The organism is Duganella sp. Root336D2, assembly GCF_001425005.1.
In the GTDB taxonomy this organism is placed as follows: domain Bacteria; phylum Pseudomonadota; class Gammaproteobacteria; order Burkholderiales; family Burkholderiaceae_D; genus Rugamonas.
The window spans coordinates 269,625-284,857 of the sequence record NZ_LMDB01000012.1 but is presented as its reverse complement, the minus strand read 5'-3'; the positions used below and the strand labels follow the sequence as shown (position 1 = coordinate 284,857).

Genomic DNA, 15,233 nt, shown 5'->3' with positions numbered 1-15,233 from the left:
GATCCCGCGCGCGTGCGCGCCCCCGCTATCCGACAGGATGCAGGATCAAGTGGATGGATGGCGTTTAACGGCGGGCGCCTGCTGCGCTGAACGTCAAGGACACCTTGCCGCCGTTCTTGTTGCCGCAGCTGCGCTTTGCCTGCTCGGGCGCCAGGGTGCCGGTGAAAGAAGCCTGCCGCGGCGGTCCATCCAGTGGCAGCGTCAGGGCAATGCCCTCGCTGTCGTACATGACGACCTGCGGCAGCTCCTTGCCATCGTCTCCTTCTGGATTAAAGATATCCACTTGGACCGCGTGCCCGTTCATGCTGAAGCGGCATTCGCCGGCACGCTGCTCGTAAGCGAAATCGAAAGAGCGCTGGCCCTTCTTATCGATATTGATGCGGCCAAGGCTCAGGGAATGCTCCACTCCGGCTGTCGTCTGGCTGAAGCGCGTCTCGCCGCCAACAGCGCCCGTGTACCAGGCAAGCTTGCCGCCGGCATCTTTGGAGATGACGACCCATTGCCCTGAATTGGTGGCCGCGAACACCGGTTCCCCTGGCGCCAGTTGCAACGGAGTTTCCTTTCCATTGGCGGGAGAAATGAGTACCAGCTCCGCCGCCTTGCGCTTCACGTCGCAAGGCTTGCGCAAGGCCAGCACGTCCGCGCCATATTCGGTAATCGAACTCGTTTCGCAAAATTTGCTCGGATAGCTGGCCAGCGAGAGCTGCTTGCCTTCGGCGCTGGTCACTGCCAGTGTCGATCCTGTCTTCTCGTAGGCGAGCGAATAGATCGCACCCTGCTGGGAAATTCCCGCCGCCACGTGGCGCGGGGATTGCTTGAACGGACGCATGCTCCAGGCATAACCGCCATTGACCAGGACGCGCGAATTTGCATAGTCGTCGACCCAGTTGTCCTTCACTACTTTAGCTGCAACGAATGGCCCGGCAACCTGCACGTTGTCGCCTACAAAGCGCGCCTCGGAACCGCTCCTGAAGGCGCCCGTCTTGCGAACGTTCAGCTTACCCTCTTTCAGGCGCCGGTCCAGCGCGAGCGTAAAGAAGGAGTAATACTCGGAGGAGTCATCCTCGTCCTTGATATAGCCTGCAACCTGTAGCCCACTCGCGGATACGCCCAGCGCATGGCCGTAGCTGTTGCTTCCCGGGATCGCAAGCTCTTTCTTTCCAAGCTGCTTTCCCTGCATATTGAATTGGTACATGTAGACGAGGCCCTGGTTCAGCGAGCGCGAAGCTTGGGTATCCACGTTCGCCAGCAGGTAGACATTCTCGCCATCGAACGCGCACTGCACCGGGTACAGCGATGCGTCATCATCGGGCACGGGGATTTGCGTCTTGGCCAGGACGGCGTCGCGCTTCAGGTCAAGCAGCGTCAGCTCGGCAGTGCTATTCCCCCATTCGGGATCAAAGCTTTGTCCAACGAGACAAGCGCGAGCATTGTCGGCAGAAAAACCTATGTAAGTGGGTGAAAATTTGCTGGCATTGAGGGGAGCGGCCAGGGCGCTGGAAAATGCCAGGCCGAGCAGGATGGATCCAGGGAATCGAATAATATGCATAGAGGAAATATTACCAGAATAGCAATCGCATCCGTGAAACGATTCAATCCCTGATGTCCGAGGGAATATCCCAATAGAAAACGCCCCGACGATTGCTCGTAGAGGCGTTTTTCACTGCATATAGCGAATTGGTAGGCCCTCGCGGAGTCGAACCGCGCACCAAAGGATTATGAGTCCTCTGCTCTAACCAGGCATGAGCTAAGGGCCCTGGGAACCCGGCAGGATAGGGCTGAAGCCCCTTTCCGTCAAGTTTTACTTGCCGCCTTGCTTTGGCGCGCAAGAATTGATTGCTGCCACCAAAACCGCTTTGGTGTTGATATTCGGGTCAATTGGCGCATCACCTGCCCCGTAGGTCTGGTCGGTGGCCGTGCTGGCGATGCATGGGCAGGCCGCATCCAGTGCAGCAGTCCCTTGCCTGGCCAGCGGCGCGAAAATACCCCGGCCGCCGCGGCAGATTTCCTCCAGTTGCTGACCGACTTGTTTCTTGACGTACGGCCTCGCGCAGACGACTTCCGCGTCGCGTATCAGGTCGCTGTATTTGGCCTTGTCCTCCGCCGTTGGATCGCCAGGGGACTGCCAGTCTGCCGCGCGCAGGAACTCCTCGGCCTTTATCGGAAGGCAGACGCAATACTGGTCAAAATCCACATCCATCTTCTGGAATTTGGGGTCGTTGCGCGCGTCATCGCAGTGGGATTGGCCTGGCAGCAGCTGCTTCAGGACGGCTTCATCCATAGGCGCGGCATGGCCCGTGCCCATAACAGCAAGCGAAAGGAAGAGGGCCAGCAGTTGATCGCGTACGTTCATCGGTTCATTTACAGAAAAAACAAAGCCCGATCCAAAGGACCGGGCCTTGCTGATGTGTTGGTAGGCCTCCCCGGAGTCGAACCGGGTACCAACGGATTATGAGTCCGCTGCTCTAACCAAGCGTGAGCTAGAGGCCCGTCGGGCCTTAGTTCCCTTCCAGGAAACTCTTCAGCTTGTCCGAGCGCGATGGGTGGCGCAGCTTGCGCAGTGCCTTGGCTTCGATCTGGCGGATACGTTCACGGGTCACGTCGAACTGTTTGCCGACCTCTTCCAGCGTGTGGTCGGTGGACATTTCGATACCGAAGCGCATGCGCAGCACCTTGGCTTCACGCGGCGTCAGCGAATCCAGCACATCCTTCACGACACCGCGCATCGAGGCATGCAGCGCTGCGTCCGAAGGCGCCAGCGTGTTGTTGTCCTCGATGAAGTCGCCCAGATGGGAATCGTCGTCGTCACCGATCGGCGTTTCCATCGAGATCGGCTCTTTCGCGATCTTCATGATCTTGCGGATCTTATCCTCCGGCATTTCCATCTTGATCGCCAGGGTTGCCGGATCCGGCTCGGCGCCGGTCTCCTGCAGGATCTGGCGCGAAATCCGGTTCATCTTGTTGATCGTTTCGATCATGTGCACCGGAATACGGATGGTACGTGCCTGGTCGGCGATGGAACGGGTGATCGCCTGGCGGATCCACCACGTAGCGTACGTGGAGAACTTGTAGCCGCGGCGGTACTCGAACTTGTCGACCGCTTTCATCAGGCCGATATTGCCTTCCTGGATCAGGTCGAGGAATTGCAGGCCGCGATTGGTGTACTTCTTCGCGATCGAGATCACCAGGCGCAGGTTGGCCTCGGTCATTTCACGCTTGGCCTTGCGCGCCTTCATTTCACCGGCCGCCATCTGGCGGTTGATGTTGCGCAGGTCCGGCAGCGGCAGCACGACGCGCGCCTGCAGGTCGATCAGGCGCTGCTGCAGTTCCTTGATGGTCGGGATGTTGCGGCCCAGGATCGCGCTGTAAGCGTGACCTGCGGCGACTTCGCCATCCACCCATTCGAGGTTGGTTTCGTTGCCCGGGAAAACCTTGATGAAGTGGGCGCGCGGCATGCCGCACTTGTTCACCGCCACGTCGAGGATCTGCTTCTCGATATGGCGCACTTCATCGACCTGTCCGCGCAGGGTGTCGCACAGCTTTTCCACCACTTTGGCAGTGAAGCGGATGCCCAGCAGCTCGCCGGAAATCGACTCCTGTGCCTTCAGGTAGGCTTTCGAGTTATAGCCATCCTTCTCGAATGCTTTGCGCATGCGGTCGAACTGGTTGGCGATATTGTCGAATTTTTCGAGGGCGAGCTGCTTCATCGCTTCCAGCTGCTCGGCGGTGTAACCGGCCGCGGCGCCGCCTGGACTGGCGGCTTCGTCCTCTTCCTCTTCGCCCTCTGCTTCTTCGTCGTCGTCCGACTCTTCGTCGTCGGAAGCGGCGGCTGCAGTGGCGATGTTTTCGCCATCCTCATCAACCAGGCCGTCGACGATTTCGTCGATCTTGATCTCGTCGATGCGGATGCGCTCGGAGGTGGCGAGGATCTCGGCGATCGTCACAGGGCAGGCGGAAATCGCCTGGATCATGTCGCGCAGGCCGTCTTCGATACGCTTGGCGATTTCGATCTCGCCTTCACGGGTCAGCAGCTCGACCGAACCCATTTCACGCATATACATGCGGACCGGGTCGGTGGTGCGGCCGAAGTCGGAATCGACGGTGGACAGCGCGGCTTCTGCGGCAGCTTCAGCTTCGTCGTCGCTGGTGACAGTGGCGACGTTATCCGACAGCAGCAGGGTCTCGGCATCGGGCGCGTGCTCATACACGGCGATGCCCATGTCATTGAAGGTGCCGATAATGCCCTCGATCGCTTCCGGATCGACGATATTTTCTGGCAGGTGGTCGTTGATTTCAGCGTAGGTGAGGAAGCCGCGTTCCTTGCCGAACTTGATCAGCGTCTTGAGCTTCTGGCGGCGGCGTTCGAGTTCCTCTTCCGTAGCCTCGGTGTCGGACGAGAACGCATCTTTCAGCAATGCCTTTTCCTTGGCCTTGCGGTCTTTGGCTTTCGCCTTGTCCGCAGCCTTCATCTCGGCACGCTCAACAGCGTTCAGTGCTGCAACCTCGTCGTTTTCCGGCGTGAATTCCTTCGGCTTGCGGCCACGGCGTCCCGGCACCTTGACGGATGGCAGCACATATCCGGAAGTATCGATGGCAGCCAGGGCGGCTGCGTCCGTTGTCTGACTAACCACCGGCGGCGCCGTGACGCGAGTTGCCGGTTTATTAGCCGACTTGGTCGCGGGCTTGGCGGTCACTTTGCGAGGCTTTTCAGCCGCTTTGGTTTCAGGTTTCTTTGCTGGCACAGGCGCTTTCCGGGAATAGTTAAGTCCACTACAAACCGCAACAACTACTACTGTAACTTACTGAAAACAAACGAAAAATCAGACCCGCTAAATATTGCAATATTTAGCATTTTATTATAGCACGCCCCTTTACAATTACCAGACGGGAAGGTTTCCGTGCGTGCCAGCAATTACCTCGAACCTAAATCATCTTCAGCTTCCTTGCGCAGCTGGTCTTGCTTGGCAGTAATTTCGCGGTAGCGTACACCAATTTCTTCGGAGGATAAACCAGCGGTAAATAGCTGGTCCAGTTCCTGTTTTAAAGCATCCATCTTCAAGTGGCGCACGGTAGCGAGCAGCCACAGGCGCTCACCCTCGATATCCGGCTCCGGCGCGGCAGCAATCTCACCGATGAGCGCATCATAATCGCTGCCGGTTTCTTTCACCAACTGGCAGAACGCGGCAAAGCTGCCCTGCTCCCCCAGCGATTGCGCCTGCACAATCAGCCAGACCAGGCGCTCGGCGGCTTCCTGGCCGAAATGACTGAAGGCCAGCAGGGCTTCGTCATCCAGCTGCAGCGCCAGGGTCGGGTGCGTCAGCATGACGCGGATCAGTTTCAGCTCAAGCCCCACTGGCTGCACGCGCCGGCTCTTTGGCGGCGCTACCTTATTAGCAGCCACTGGCTTGGTCAGCTCAAATAGCTGCTCAACTTCGCCCGGCGTGCTCTGCGTCATGGTCGCCAGGCCGCGCACGATTTGCAGGCGCAGCGAGGTCGGCGGCATAGCCTGCAGCAGCGGCTTGGCGTCGAACTGGACGCGGGCCCGGCCTTCAGGCGATGTTAAATCATGCTCGCCGGCGGCCTCGCGCAGCAGGAATTGGGACAGCGGCATCGCTTCATGTACCTGCTGCTCGAAAGCCTGGGCGCCATATTCGCGGATATAGCTGTCCGGGTCGTGCTCAGCCGGCAGGAACAGGAACTTGATCGTCTTGTCATCCGACACATGCGGCAGGCAGGCTTCCAGCGCACGCCTTGCAGCGCGGCGACCGGCCTTGTCGCCATCGAAACTGAAGATCACGGTGTCGGTTTGACGCAACAACTTCTGGACGTGGGTCGTGGTGCAAGCGGTTCCCAGCGTCGCGACCGCTTGCGGAAAGCCCATCTGGGCCAACGCCACCACGTCCATATAGCCTTCCGTCACCAGCACATAGCCCGCATCGCGGATTGCCTGGCGCGCTTCGAACAAGCCATACAGCTCCGAGCCCTTTGAAAATAAAGGCGTTTCCGGGGAATTCAAGTACTTTGGTTCGCCCTGGTCCATGATGCGGCCGCCAAAGGCGATCACTTGGCCCTTGGTATTGCGGATAGGGAACATTACCCGCTCGCGGAAGCGGTCATAGCGCTTGGTGCGCTTACCGTCCTCATCGACGTTCTGGATGATCAGGCCGGCTTCAACCAGGACCGGGTTTTCATAGTCCGGGAACACGGCTTTCAAGCCATCCCAGCCGCTCGGCGAATAGCCCAGCGCAAAGCGGGCCGCGATTTCGCCGGTCAGGCCGCGGCCTTTCAAGTAGCCGATCGCCTGCGGCGCCAGGCGCAATTGGGCGCGGTAAAACTCATTAGCCTTGGACATGGCCTCCGACAGCGCCATGGACTGCTGCTGCTGGGCCGCGCGCTGGGCCGGCGGGATTTTGTCGTCCTGTTCAGGTACGACCATGCCGACATTCTGGGCCAGATCCTTGACCGCATCGACAAAGCCCATGCCCGAATACTCGATCAGGAAGCCGATCGCGGTGCCATGGGCGCCACAGCCGAAGCAGTGATAGAACTGCTTGGTCGGACTAACGGTAAAGCTAGGAGATTTTTCGCTGTGAAACGGGCACAGGCCCTGGAAATTGGCGCCGCCCTTTTTCAACTGGACGTAACGCCCCACCACATCGACGATATCGACGCGGTTCAGCAGGTCGGCAATAAATGACTGTGGAATCACGAGGCTGAACGGTATTTGTTATAAATCAGACTATACCGCCGCGCACAAAGGGAGTTTGATCCACCTCAACGCACGCGGCCCACGATATGGCTGGGCTGTAGATTATGACGGGGTGAGGGCCTTTTTGACCAGTGCGGAGACGACGGTCATGTCGGCGCGGCCAGCCAGCTTGGGCTTGACGATGACCATGACTTTGCCCATGTCCTGGGGACCTGCTGCGCCGGACTCGGCGACGGCGGCTTTCACTTCAGCGGCGATCTCTTCGTCGGACAGGCCGGCTGGCATGTAATCCACCAGGAAGGCCAGTTCGGCTTTCTCAATGTCGGCCAGGTCGGAACGGCCGCCGGCTTCGAACTGGGTGATCGAATCCTTGCGCTGCTTGATCATCTTCTCAACGATGGCCACGGTCTGCACGTCGTTGACTTCGATCTGCTCGTCCACTTCCTTGCGCTTGATCTCGGCCAGCAGCAGGCGGATGGTGGCCAGCTTGCCGGCTTCCTTGGCGCGCATGGCGGCTTTCATGTCTTCAGTGATCTGGGCTTTCAGGCTCATAGCTACCTCAAAAGTGTGCGTGGAAAAAAGGAAAACCCGCTGCGGCATTTACCGGAGCGGGTTGAAACTCTGGCGTGGGCATCCGTGGCGATCAATGCGCCTGCAAGAATGCCGACGAGAGCTGAATTAGTACAGCTTCTTAGGCAGTTGCTGGCTGCGGATGCGCTTGTAGTGACGCTTCACGGCAGCTGCCAGCTTGCGCTTGCGTTCTGCGGTTGGCTTTTCGTAGAACTCGCGTGCGCGCAGTTCGGTCAGCAGACCGGTCTTTTCGATGGTGCGCTTGAAGCGACGCATTGCGACTTCGAACGGCTCGTTTTCTTTAAGGCGGATAGTAGTCATGTAAAAATTCAAACCGTTAGGGTTCAGGAAAGACAGCGATATTAGCAGGTTTTGCTCAAAAATGGAAGAGACAATAGACGCCAAACCGGCCACTCAGGCGGTTCCGCAGGGGATATCGACGTCTTTCGCGGGCAATATTTCAGCCGAGCTAACATCATGAATCCGGCGAAAAATGCGTTGCCGGAAGTGGAATGATATCAGATCGCGAGGCCGGCAGCCACTCCGGATGCCCAAGCCCATTGGAAGTTGTAGCCGCCCAGCCATCCGGTCACATCCACCGCTTCACCAATGAAGTACAGACCCGGCACGTTCTTGCATTCCATCGATTGCTGGAACAACTCGCGGGTGTCGACGCCGCCACGCGTGACTTCGGCCTTGCGATAGCCTTCCGAGCCGTTTGGCGTGATGGTCCATTGGTTGACGGCGCGGCCCAGCTTGCGCAGGGTGTCGTCCTTCATGTCGGCGATGCGCGCTTCGGGGTCCAGCCCTTGCACTTGCAGCAAGCCTTCGGCCAGGCGGCTCGGCAGCCATTGCGACAGCAGGTTGCCGAGCTGCTTCTTCAGCGTGCCCTTCCCTTCGATCAGCGTCTGCGCCAGGTCCATTTCCGGCAACAGGTTGATCGTGATCGGGGTGCCGGGCTGCCAGAAACTGGAAATCTGCAGGATGGCCGGGCCGCTCAGGCCTCGGTGGGTGAACAGCAGGTCTTCGCGGAAGCGCGCGCCGCTCGGATTGCGGCCTTTCAGGGAGCCGGTTTCCACGTCCACTTCCAGCGATACGCCGGACAGCGGCACGAATGGCGCCCATTCCTCGGTGTCGAAAGTCAGCGGCACCAGGGCGGGACGCGGCTCGACCAGCTCCAGCCCAAACTGCTTGGCAATCCGGTAGCCGAAATCGGTCGCGCCGATTTTCGGGATCGACAAGCCGCCAGTGGCAACGACAATCGACGCCGCGTGGATTTCTTCGCCTTCGTCTGTTTGCAGGATGTAGCCGGCACCGTTCTGCTGCAACGCGTCCACTTTCGCAGGCATGCGCCAGTGCACATTGCCGTCGGAGCATTCATCCTTCAGCATCTGGATGATCTGCTCGGCCGAGTCGTCGCAGAACAGTTGTCCTTTATGCTTTTCGTGGAAGCCGATACGATGCTTCTTCACCATCGCCAGGAAGTCGTGCGGCGTGAAGCGCGACAATGCGCTCTTGGCGAAGTGCGGGTTCTCCGACAGGAAATTGGCGGGGCCGGCGTTAATATTGGTGAAGTTGCAACGACCACCACCGGAGATGCGGATCTTCTCCGCCAGTTTATCGGCGTGATCGAGCAGCACAACGCGTTTGCCACGCTTGCCTGCAGTCGCTGCGCACATCATTCCGGCGGCGCCCGCGCCGATCACCGCCACATCAAATTCTTTAGCCATAACCTCCTATTTTACGCGAAGCAAATGGCGGGCTACATCTTTACAGTGGGCGACTTGCTGAGCGATCGAATCCGGCACCGGAATCTCGCCGCGCAGCACGGCCTGGATCCAGGCGGCAGTGGACTCCGCGCTCTTATCTTCGGGCAGCTCGGGCAGCTTTTCCACCAGGGTCTGCTTCTCGACCAGCACCGTGCGCTCGCCGCCGTGGAACCAGTCGATCTTCTGCGCCTTGTTGGCATTGGCGACAGTCTCGCCTTCCGTGCCGCGCATCAGGAAGGCGTGGCCTTTGTTCAGCGTGAAGAATTCACCCAGCGATTCCAGGTACTCCGGGTGGGTATAGGACACCAGCCGCAGCGCGGCCCCTGCAAACGGCTGCACGATCTTCACCAGCGTATGCGTCGAGTTGCGCACGCCGAGGATGCGGCGCAGCGACAGCATCCACGCCAGCCGCGGCGCCAGTGCATCGATGGTGATGAAGGCCACGCGGCCATTCGCCAGCGCAGCTTCAGCCGCCGCATGGTCGGGCGAGGCGTGCACGCCGAGCGCCTCAAATACTTCGGCCGTGGCGACGCGCCCCACGTCATGTGCCACGCCGTGCACCAGCACCGGTACGCCTTCGCGCGCCAGCAGCAGCGCCAGCAAGGCCGTCAGGTTGGCCATCTTGCGCGCGCCGTTATAGCTGGGAATGACCACCGGTGCAAACTCGCCGGCCGGCGCAGACAGCTTGTGGAACGAGGCTTCCGAAGCTTCCAGGAAGCCTTCCAGCTCTTCCACCGATTCGCCCTTGATACGCATCGACAGCAAGATGCCGCCCAGCTCCAGGTCCGATACGCGCCCATCAAGAATCGCGCCCCACAATTCGCGCGCCTGTTCGCGCTCCATGCTGCGGGCGCCCTTCGCGCCCCGGCCGATTTCCTTGATGTACGGAGCGGCCTGGAAAGGTTGTTTAGTCGTCATTCAGCCAGTTTACGGCATTTCGGCTACACTGTTAGATCCCCCAAGAAAAAACACAGTGAAAAGCAGACTGATCATGATCGCCCAAAACCTTGAAAACATTAACGTTACCTCGTTCGCATCCATGCCCACCCCTGAGGAGCTGCATGCGAAACTGCCGCTGACCGACAAGGCCTCCGACACCGTCACCAAGGGCCGCGCCGACCTGCGCGCCATCCTGGAGCGCAAGGACAAGCGCCTGTTCGTCGTCGTCGGTCCTTGCTCCATCCATGACCCTGTCGCGGGCCTGGACTATGCGCGCCGCCTGAAAGCGCTGCAGGAAGAAGTCAAGGACACCATGCTGCTGGTAATGCGCGTGTATTTCGAAAAGCCGCGCACCACCACCGGCTGGAAGGGCTATATCAACGATCCGTATATGGACGACTCGTTCCGCGTCGACGAGGGCATGCTGAAAGCGCGCCAATTCCTGCTGGACGTCTGCGAACTGGGCCTGCCAACCGCCACCGAGGCGCTGGACCCGATCTCGCCGCAATACCTGGGCGACCTGATCGCCTGGACCGCCATCGGCGCCCGCACCACCGAATCGCAGACCCACCGCGAAATGTCGTCGGGCCTGTCGACTCCTGTCGGGTTCAAGAACGGCACCGACGGCGATATCGGCATTGCGATCAACGCCATCCTGTCGGCGGCGAATCCGCACGCCTTCCTGGGCATTAACAGCCAGGGTAATGTGTCCGTCGTGCGCACGCGGGGCAATCCGCATGGCCACGTGGTGCTGCGCGGGGGCGACGGCCGGCCTAACTATGATTCCGTGTCGGTGGCAATCGCGGAACAGTCGCTGCAGAAGGCCAAGCTGCCGGCCAATATCGTGATCGACTGCTCGCACGCCAATTCGTACAAGAAGCCGGAACTGCAGCCGCTGGTGATGACCGATGTGGTCAACCAGATCGTGCACGGCAATGAATCCGTCGTCGGCGTGATGATCGAGTCGAACATTGTGGCGGGCAACCAGAAGATTCCGGCGGACCTGTCGGAACTCAAATACGGCTGCTCGGTGACCGACGCCTGCATCGACTGGGAGACCACGGTTCGCGTGCTGAAAGAGGCTGACCGCGAACTGCGTGCCCGTCCTTAATAGCGCCAGCTGCCTTCAACCTTCATCTCGGACTTGACCGAACGCGCCAGGAAGCACGCTCCATGTGCTTCGTGGTGCAGGCGCTCCAGCTCCGCATCCGTCGGCGCCTTCTCGCCCGAGAAGGCGACCAGCGGCTTCAGCGTCACCACGCTGATCCAGCCATCTTCCATCTTCCCTTCCGCCGCATCGACGTAGCTGTCGACCACATACCCGTCGCGCGCCGCCAGGCTCAGGAACCACAGCATATGGCAGCTCGATAGCGAAGCCACATATGCCTCCTCCGGATCCACCGCAGAAGGATCTGACAGCGGCACCCTCACCACATGCGGCGACGACGATCCGGGCACTACCATGCCGCCGTCAAACGTCCATTTATGCAGGCGGCTGTACCGGTTATCGGTGAATTTGGCGTCGTGCCGATGCCACGCAACTTCCGCGGTATGAATGCTCAAGTCATGCTCCTTTCAGTTTCGCGCAGGTGCGCGGCCAGCATGGCGCACGCGCCCTCAGCATCACCTGCCCTCACCAGCGCGATCAGGCGTTGGTGCTCATCGTTCCATTCCGGACGGCGCGCCTCCGGCCCCAGGCGCGCCAGGTAAAAGCGCTCCACCGAAGACCGCAAGCTGCCCACCAGCTGCAAGCTGCGCGGCCTCGCGCTTGGCGCATACAGTTCGTCATGGAAGGCGCGGTCGAGCCGCAGCCATTCCAGCGGCACAGTCTCGCCATCCAGTTCGTGCTGGATCGCCTCCAGCCGGCGCAGGCTGCGCTCCGAATGCAAGGGCACCGCGCGCCGCAGCACCTCGGTCTCCAGCAGCACGCGCAGGTCGAACAGCTCACGCAGTTCTTCGGCGCTCAAGGTGGTCACGAAGGCGCCGCGATTCGGCTCGATCTGCACCAGGCCTTCCGCCTGCAGGGAATTGAGCGCTTCGCGCACGGGGATACGGCTGGTGCCGAATTGTTCGGCCAGTTCGGCCTGGCGCAGCACGGCGCCGGGCGCCAGTTCGCCGTTGCTGATGGCGCCGCGCAGGGCCGCCAGGATGGCCGGACCGCCGTGCGCACGGGGTGGAGGTGTCTTCATGCAATCAATTGTATACACGTATACCAATCATCGCAAGCTGGCTTTCAATTACAATGGCGGATTGCTTTTACCCTTTGTGCACTCCAATGATCGTTCTCGGCGTTGAATCCTCTTGTGACGAAACCGGCCTGGCCCTGTATGACACGCAGCGCGGCCTGTTGTCGCACGCCCTGCACTCGCAGGTAGCGATGCATGAGGAATACGGTGGCGTGGTGCCGGAACTGGCCTCGCGCGACCACATCCGCCGCGCGATTCCGCTGTTGGAGCAGGCGCTGTCCAAGGCTGGAATGGCCGCCCAGGACATCGACGCCATCGCCTACACGCAAGGGCCGGGCCTGGCCGGCGCCCTGCTGGTTGGTTCCGCCATCGCCTGCTCCCTGGGCCTGGCGCTGGATAAGCCGGTACTGGGCGTGCACCACCTGGAAGGCCACCTGCTGTCGCCGCTGCTGGCCAGCGAGCCGCCGGAATTCCCTTTCGTCGCGCTGCTGGTTTCCGGCGGCCATACGCAGCTGATGCGCGTAGACGGCGTCGGCCAGTACGAACTGCTGGGTGAAACTCTGGATGATGCGGCTGGTGAAGCATTCGATAAATCGGCCAAGCTGCTCGGTCTGGGCTACCCCGGCGGCCCGGCCATTTCGCGCATGGCCGAATTCGGCGATCCGGAAGCCTACAAGCTGCCGCGTCCCATGCTGCACTCGAAGGACCTGATGTTCTCGTTCTCGGGCCTGAAGACAGCAGTGCTGACGGTAGTGAACAACAGCGGCGGCGCTGCCAATGTCTGCGAGCAGGACAAGGCAAACATCGCGCGCGGTTTCGTGGATGCGATCGTGGATGTGCTGACGGCCAAATGCCTGTCCGCGCTAAAGCAGACCGGCCTGAAACGCCTGGTGATTGCCGGTGGCGTCGGTGCGAACGCGCAGCTGCGCGCATCGCTGAACGCGGCAGCCAAAAAGAAGCACTTCAAGGTCTACTACCCGGAACTGGAATTCTGCACCGATAACGGGGCAATGATTGCCTTCGCCGGCGCCATGCGCCTGCAGATCAATCCGCAGGCGGCGCAGCGGGATTATTCCTTCAATGTCCGTCCGCGTTGGCCGCTGGACGAACTGCGGGTTATTTGATCAGGCGAGCAGCCAGGCGCTCAGGCCCACCAGGGCCAGCAGGCCGGCTGCAATACCGGTACGCAGGCCGGTGTGGTTCATCTGCTGGCGTACCAGTTCGTGGCGGTTCGGCTTTTCATCCCGCTTTGCTTCTTTGATAACTTCGTGCTGCTGTACTTCGGTACTCATCATGCGTCTCCATTTGTATAGACCACAAATGTAGCAGCAGAGCCGTCCTGCTGCCACACTTTTGTACATTGCTATGCAGCAAAACGTTGTGCCGGGCGTCCTTGCCGCTGGTAGAGGAACTCCAGTACGCTGGTCCGGTAGTCGAGGTAAAGCGCATCCTGGGCCAGGGCTAGCCTGTCGCGCGGGCGCTCCAGCCTTACTTTAACAATACCGCCGATCGTGGCAGCTGGACCATTTGTCATCATGACAATGCGGTCGGACAGCAACACCGCCTCATCCACGTCATGCGTGACCATCACCACCGTGGCACCGGTAGCGGCAACGATGCGCATCAATTCATCCTGCAGGTGGGCGCGCGTCAGGGCGTCGAGGGCGCCGAACGGTTCGTCCATCAGCAGCACTTTCGGCTCCATCGACAGCGCCCGGGCGATGCCAACGCGCTGCTTCATGCCGCCCGAAATTTCGGTGGGCCGCTTGCCGCCGGCCGCCGCCAACCCGACCAGCTCCAACGCTTTCCAGGTGCGTTCGTCCAGCTGCGCGCGCAACTCTTTGCCGCCGAATACGCGCTCCACCGCCAGGTAGATGTTCTCGAAGCAGGTCAGCCAAGGCAGCAGTGAATGGTTCTGGAACACTACCGCGCGTTCCGGTCCCGGCCCGGCGATTTCACGCCCGCTGCAAACCAGCACGCCGCTGCTTGGCAAGTTCAGGCCCGCGATCAGGTTGAGCAGTGTCGATTTGCCGCAGCCGGAATGGCCGATCAGGGTGATGAATTCGCCCTGTTCCACCGCCAGGTTGATGTCGCTCAGCGCGTGGAATTGGCCGAAGCGCATATCGACCCTGCTGATATCGATGAATTTCGACGCCATCTCATTTCTCCTCATAGCTGAAGGCTTTGGCCAGCGCGACCAGCGCCAGTTCCAGCAGCAGGCCGACCATGCCGATCACGCCAATGGCGATCAGGATGTGCGGCACATTCATGTTGTTCCATTCATCCCATACCCAGAAGCCAATGCCAACTCCGCCGGTCAGCATTTCAGCGGCGACGATCACCAGCCATGCGGTACCGATCGCCAGCCGCACGCCGGTCAGCATGTAGGGCAACACGGAAGGCAGCAGGATCCTGGTCACCACCTTCCACTCGGACAAGTCCAGCACACGTGCCACGTTCAGGTAATCCTGCGGCACGCGCTGCACACCAACAGCTGTGTTGACGATCATCGGCCAGATCGAGCAGATGAAGATGGCCCAGATCGCGGCCGGATCGGCGGCCTTGAAGACCAGCAGCCCAATCGGCAGCCAGGCCAGCGGCGACACGGGCTTCAGCAGGCTGATTAAAGGGCTGAACATGCCATACACAAAGGAGAAGCGGCCGATCAGGAAGCCTAGCGGAATGCCGACCAGCGCCGCCAGGCCAAAGCCAAGCGCCACCCGGCGCAGCGACGCAAGGATATTCCAACCTATGCCCTGGTCGTTCGGGCCCTTGCGGTAGAACGGATCGGCAAACAGCTTCACCGCCTCATGCCAGGTTTCCAGCGGCGTTGGAAACCCTGCATTTCGTACTGCCAGGATTTGCCAGGCCAGCAGCAGCAGCGACAGGCCAAGCAGCGGCGGCAGCACCTTCATGACGAAGGGCCGCAGCCGCCCGCCCTCCGGCGCCAGGCGTACTCCCTTCGCTGCCAGGCGTGCGCGGCGCGACGGTGCAGGCGCTGCGTCCGCGGCTGTGGCCGCGCCTATGCCCTCTATCGATTCGTAGACTGCATTCATATGC

At 60.5% G+C, this 15,233-nt stretch carries 15 protein-coding genes and 2 tRNA genes; 2 read left to right on the top strand and 15 right to left on the bottom strand.

Annotation, left to right across the window (positions count from 1 at the left end):
* Positions 1 to 64 precede the first annotated feature (64 nt).
* The 10 genes from ASD07_RS11450 to ybiB all read right to left on the bottom strand — a co-directional run bounded on the left by ASD07_RS11450 (position 65) and on the right by ybiB (position 9,966).
* Positions 65 to 1,549 carry a hypothetical protein gene (locus tag ASD07_RS11450; protein ID WP_055929644.1) on the bottom strand — a complete coding sequence of 495 codons (1,485 nt, stop codon included), beginning with the start codon at positions 1,547 to 1,549 and terminating at the stop codon, positions 65 to 67.
* 129 nt (positions 1,550 to 1,678) lie between these two features.
* Positions 1,679 to 1,757, bottom strand: a tRNA-Ile gene (locus tag ASD07_RS11445).
* A gap of 44 nt (positions 1,758 to 1,801) precedes the next feature.
* Positions 1,802 to 2,353, bottom strand: a complete 552-nt coding sequence (locus tag ASD07_RS11440; protein WP_055929641.1) for a hypothetical protein — start codon at positions 2,351 to 2,353, stop codon at positions 1,802 to 1,804.
* Positions 2,354 to 2,411: 58 nt separating this feature from the next.
* Positions 2,412 to 2,490 (bottom strand) — tRNA-Ile (locus ASD07_RS11435).
* A gap of 8 nt (positions 2,491 to 2,498) precedes the next feature.
* Positions 2,499 to 4,742, bottom strand: a complete 2,244-nt coding sequence (gene rpoD / locus ASD07_RS11430) for an RNA polymerase sigma factor RpoD (RefSeq protein WP_055929639.1) — start codon at positions 4,740 to 4,742, stop codon at positions 2,499 to 2,501.
* Between the two features lie 170 nt (positions 4,743 to 4,912).
* Positions 4,913 to 6,709, bottom strand: coding sequence for a DNA primase (dnaG, locus tag ASD07_RS11425; protein ID WP_055929636.1), 1,797 nt, complete (start codon positions 6,707 to 6,709; stop codon positions 4,913 to 4,915).
* 102 nt (positions 6,710 to 6,811) lie between these two features.
* Positions 6,812 to 7,261: a GatB/YqeY domain-containing protein gene (locus ASD07_RS11420; RefSeq protein ID WP_055929634.1), complete on the bottom strand. Its 450-nt coding sequence runs from the start codon at positions 7,259 to 7,261 to the stop codon at positions 6,812 to 6,814.
* Between the two features lie 126 nt (positions 7,262 to 7,387).
* Complete coding sequence (gene rpsU / locus ASD07_RS11415) at positions 7,388 to 7,600, bottom strand: 30S ribosomal protein S21 (protein ID WP_005665410.1); 213 nt, start codon at positions 7,598 to 7,600, stop codon at positions 7,388 to 7,390.
* Between the two features lie 197 nt (positions 7,601 to 7,797).
* Positions 7,798 to 9,009 (bottom strand): NAD(P)/FAD-dependent oxidoreductase, encoded by a 1,212-nt coding sequence (locus ASD07_RS11410; RefSeq protein ID WP_055929631.1) that lies wholly within the window; start codon positions 9,007 to 9,009, stop codon positions 7,798 to 7,800.
* Positions 9,010 to 9,015: 6 nt separating this feature from the next.
* Positions 9,016 to 9,966, bottom strand: coding sequence for a DNA-binding protein YbiB (gene ybiB / locus ASD07_RS11405; RefSeq protein WP_055929628.1), 951 nt, complete (start codon positions 9,964 to 9,966; stop codon positions 9,016 to 9,018).
* 73 nt (positions 9,967 to 10,039) lie between these two features.
* Between ybiB and ASD07_RS11400 the strand changes: the two genes are divergently transcribed.
* Positions 10,040 to 11,098, top strand: a complete 1,059-nt coding sequence (locus ASD07_RS11400) for a 3-deoxy-7-phosphoheptulonate synthase (protein WP_055929625.1) — start codon at positions 10,040 to 10,042, stop codon at positions 11,096 to 11,098.
* On the opposite strand, the gene ASD07_RS11395 is transcribed toward ASD07_RS11400, so the two are convergent.
* A complete protein-coding gene (locus ASD07_RS11395; protein WP_055929622.1) occupies positions 11,095 to 11,550 on the bottom strand; it encodes an OsmC family protein in 456 nt (151 codons plus the stop codon). The two genes, ASD07_RS11400 and ASD07_RS11395, sit on opposite strands and share 4 nt — an antisense overlap.
* Complete coding sequence (locus ASD07_RS11390) at positions 11,547 to 12,176, bottom strand: GntR family transcriptional regulator (protein WP_055929619.1); 630 nt, start codon at positions 12,174 to 12,176, stop codon at positions 11,547 to 11,549. Before ASD07_RS11390 ends, ASD07_RS11395 begins: the two co-directional genes overlap by 4 nt.
* An 86-nt stretch (positions 12,177 to 12,262) precedes the next feature.
* Between ASD07_RS11390 and tsaD the strand changes: the two genes are divergently transcribed.
* Positions 12,263 to 13,297, top strand: coding sequence for a tRNA (adenosine(37)-N6)-threonylcarbamoyltransferase complex transferase subunit TsaD (tsaD, locus tag ASD07_RS11385; RefSeq protein ID WP_055929616.1), 1,035 nt, complete (start codon positions 12,263 to 12,265; stop codon positions 13,295 to 13,297).
* Here tsaD and ASD07_RS30790 read toward each other — a convergent pair whose 3' ends face one another.
* The 3 genes from ASD07_RS30790 to ntrB form a co-directional block, all read right to left on the bottom strand.
* Positions 13,298 to 13,468, bottom strand: coding sequence for a hypothetical protein (locus ASD07_RS30790; protein WP_156397970.1), 171 nt, complete (start codon positions 13,466 to 13,468; stop codon positions 13,298 to 13,300).
* Between the two features lie 68 nt (positions 13,469 to 13,536).
* Positions 13,537 to 14,331 (bottom strand): ABC transporter ATP-binding protein, encoded by a 795-nt coding sequence (locus tag ASD07_RS11380; RefSeq protein ID WP_055929613.1) that lies wholly within the window; start codon positions 14,329 to 14,331, stop codon positions 13,537 to 13,539.
* A 1-nt stretch (position 14,332) separates the two neighbouring features.
* Positions 14,333 to 15,229, bottom strand: a complete 897-nt coding sequence (gene ntrB, locus ASD07_RS11375; protein ID WP_055929610.1) for a nitrate ABC transporter permease — start codon at positions 15,227 to 15,229, stop codon at positions 14,333 to 14,335.
* Positions 15,230 to 15,233: the final 4 nt, after the last annotated feature.

Coding starts and splice junctions, on each gene's coding strand:
- rpsU (WP_005665410.1), bottom strand. CDS start 7,600: ATGACTACTATCCGCCTTAAAGAAAACGAGCCGTTCGAAGTCGCAATG.
- ASD07_RS11420 (WP_055929634.1), bottom strand. CDS start 7,261: ATGAGCCTGAAAGCCCAGATCACTGAAGACATGAAAGCCGCCATGCGC.
- ASD07_RS11380 (WP_055929613.1), bottom strand. CDS start 14,331: ATGGCGTCGAAATTCATCGATATCAGCAGGGTCGATATGCGCTTCGGC.
- ASD07_RS11400 (WP_055929625.1), top strand. CDS start 10,040: ATGATCGCCCAAAACCTTGAAAACATTAACGTTACCTCGTTCGCATCC.
- tsaD (WP_055929616.1), top strand. CDS start 12,263: ATGATCGTTCTCGGCGTTGAATCCTCTTGTGACGAAACCGGCCTGGCC.
- ntrB (WP_055929610.1), bottom strand. CDS start 15,229: ATGAATGCAGTCTACGAATCGATAGAGGGCATAGGCGCGGCCACAGCC.
- ybiB (WP_055929628.1), bottom strand. CDS start 9,966: ATGACGACTAAACAACCTTTCCAGGCCGCTCCGTACATCAAGGAAATC.
- ASD07_RS30790 (WP_156397970.1), bottom strand. CDS start 13,468: ATGATGAGTACCGAAGTACAGCAGCACGAAGTTATCAAAGAAGCAAAG.
- ASD07_RS11390 (WP_055929619.1), bottom strand. CDS start 12,176: ATGAAGACACCTCCACCCCGTGCGCACGGCGGTCCGGCCATCCTGGCG.
- ASD07_RS11450 (WP_055929644.1), bottom strand. CDS start 1,549: ATGCATATTATTCGATTCCCTGGATCCATCCTGCTCGGCCTGGCATTT.
- ASD07_RS11440 (WP_055929641.1), bottom strand. CDS start 2,353: ATGAACGTACGCGATCAACTGCTGGCCCTCTTCCTTTCGCTTGCTGTT.
- ASD07_RS11410 (WP_055929631.1), bottom strand. CDS start 9,009: ATGGCTAAAGAATTTGATGTGGCGGTGATCGGCGCGGGCGCCGCCGGA.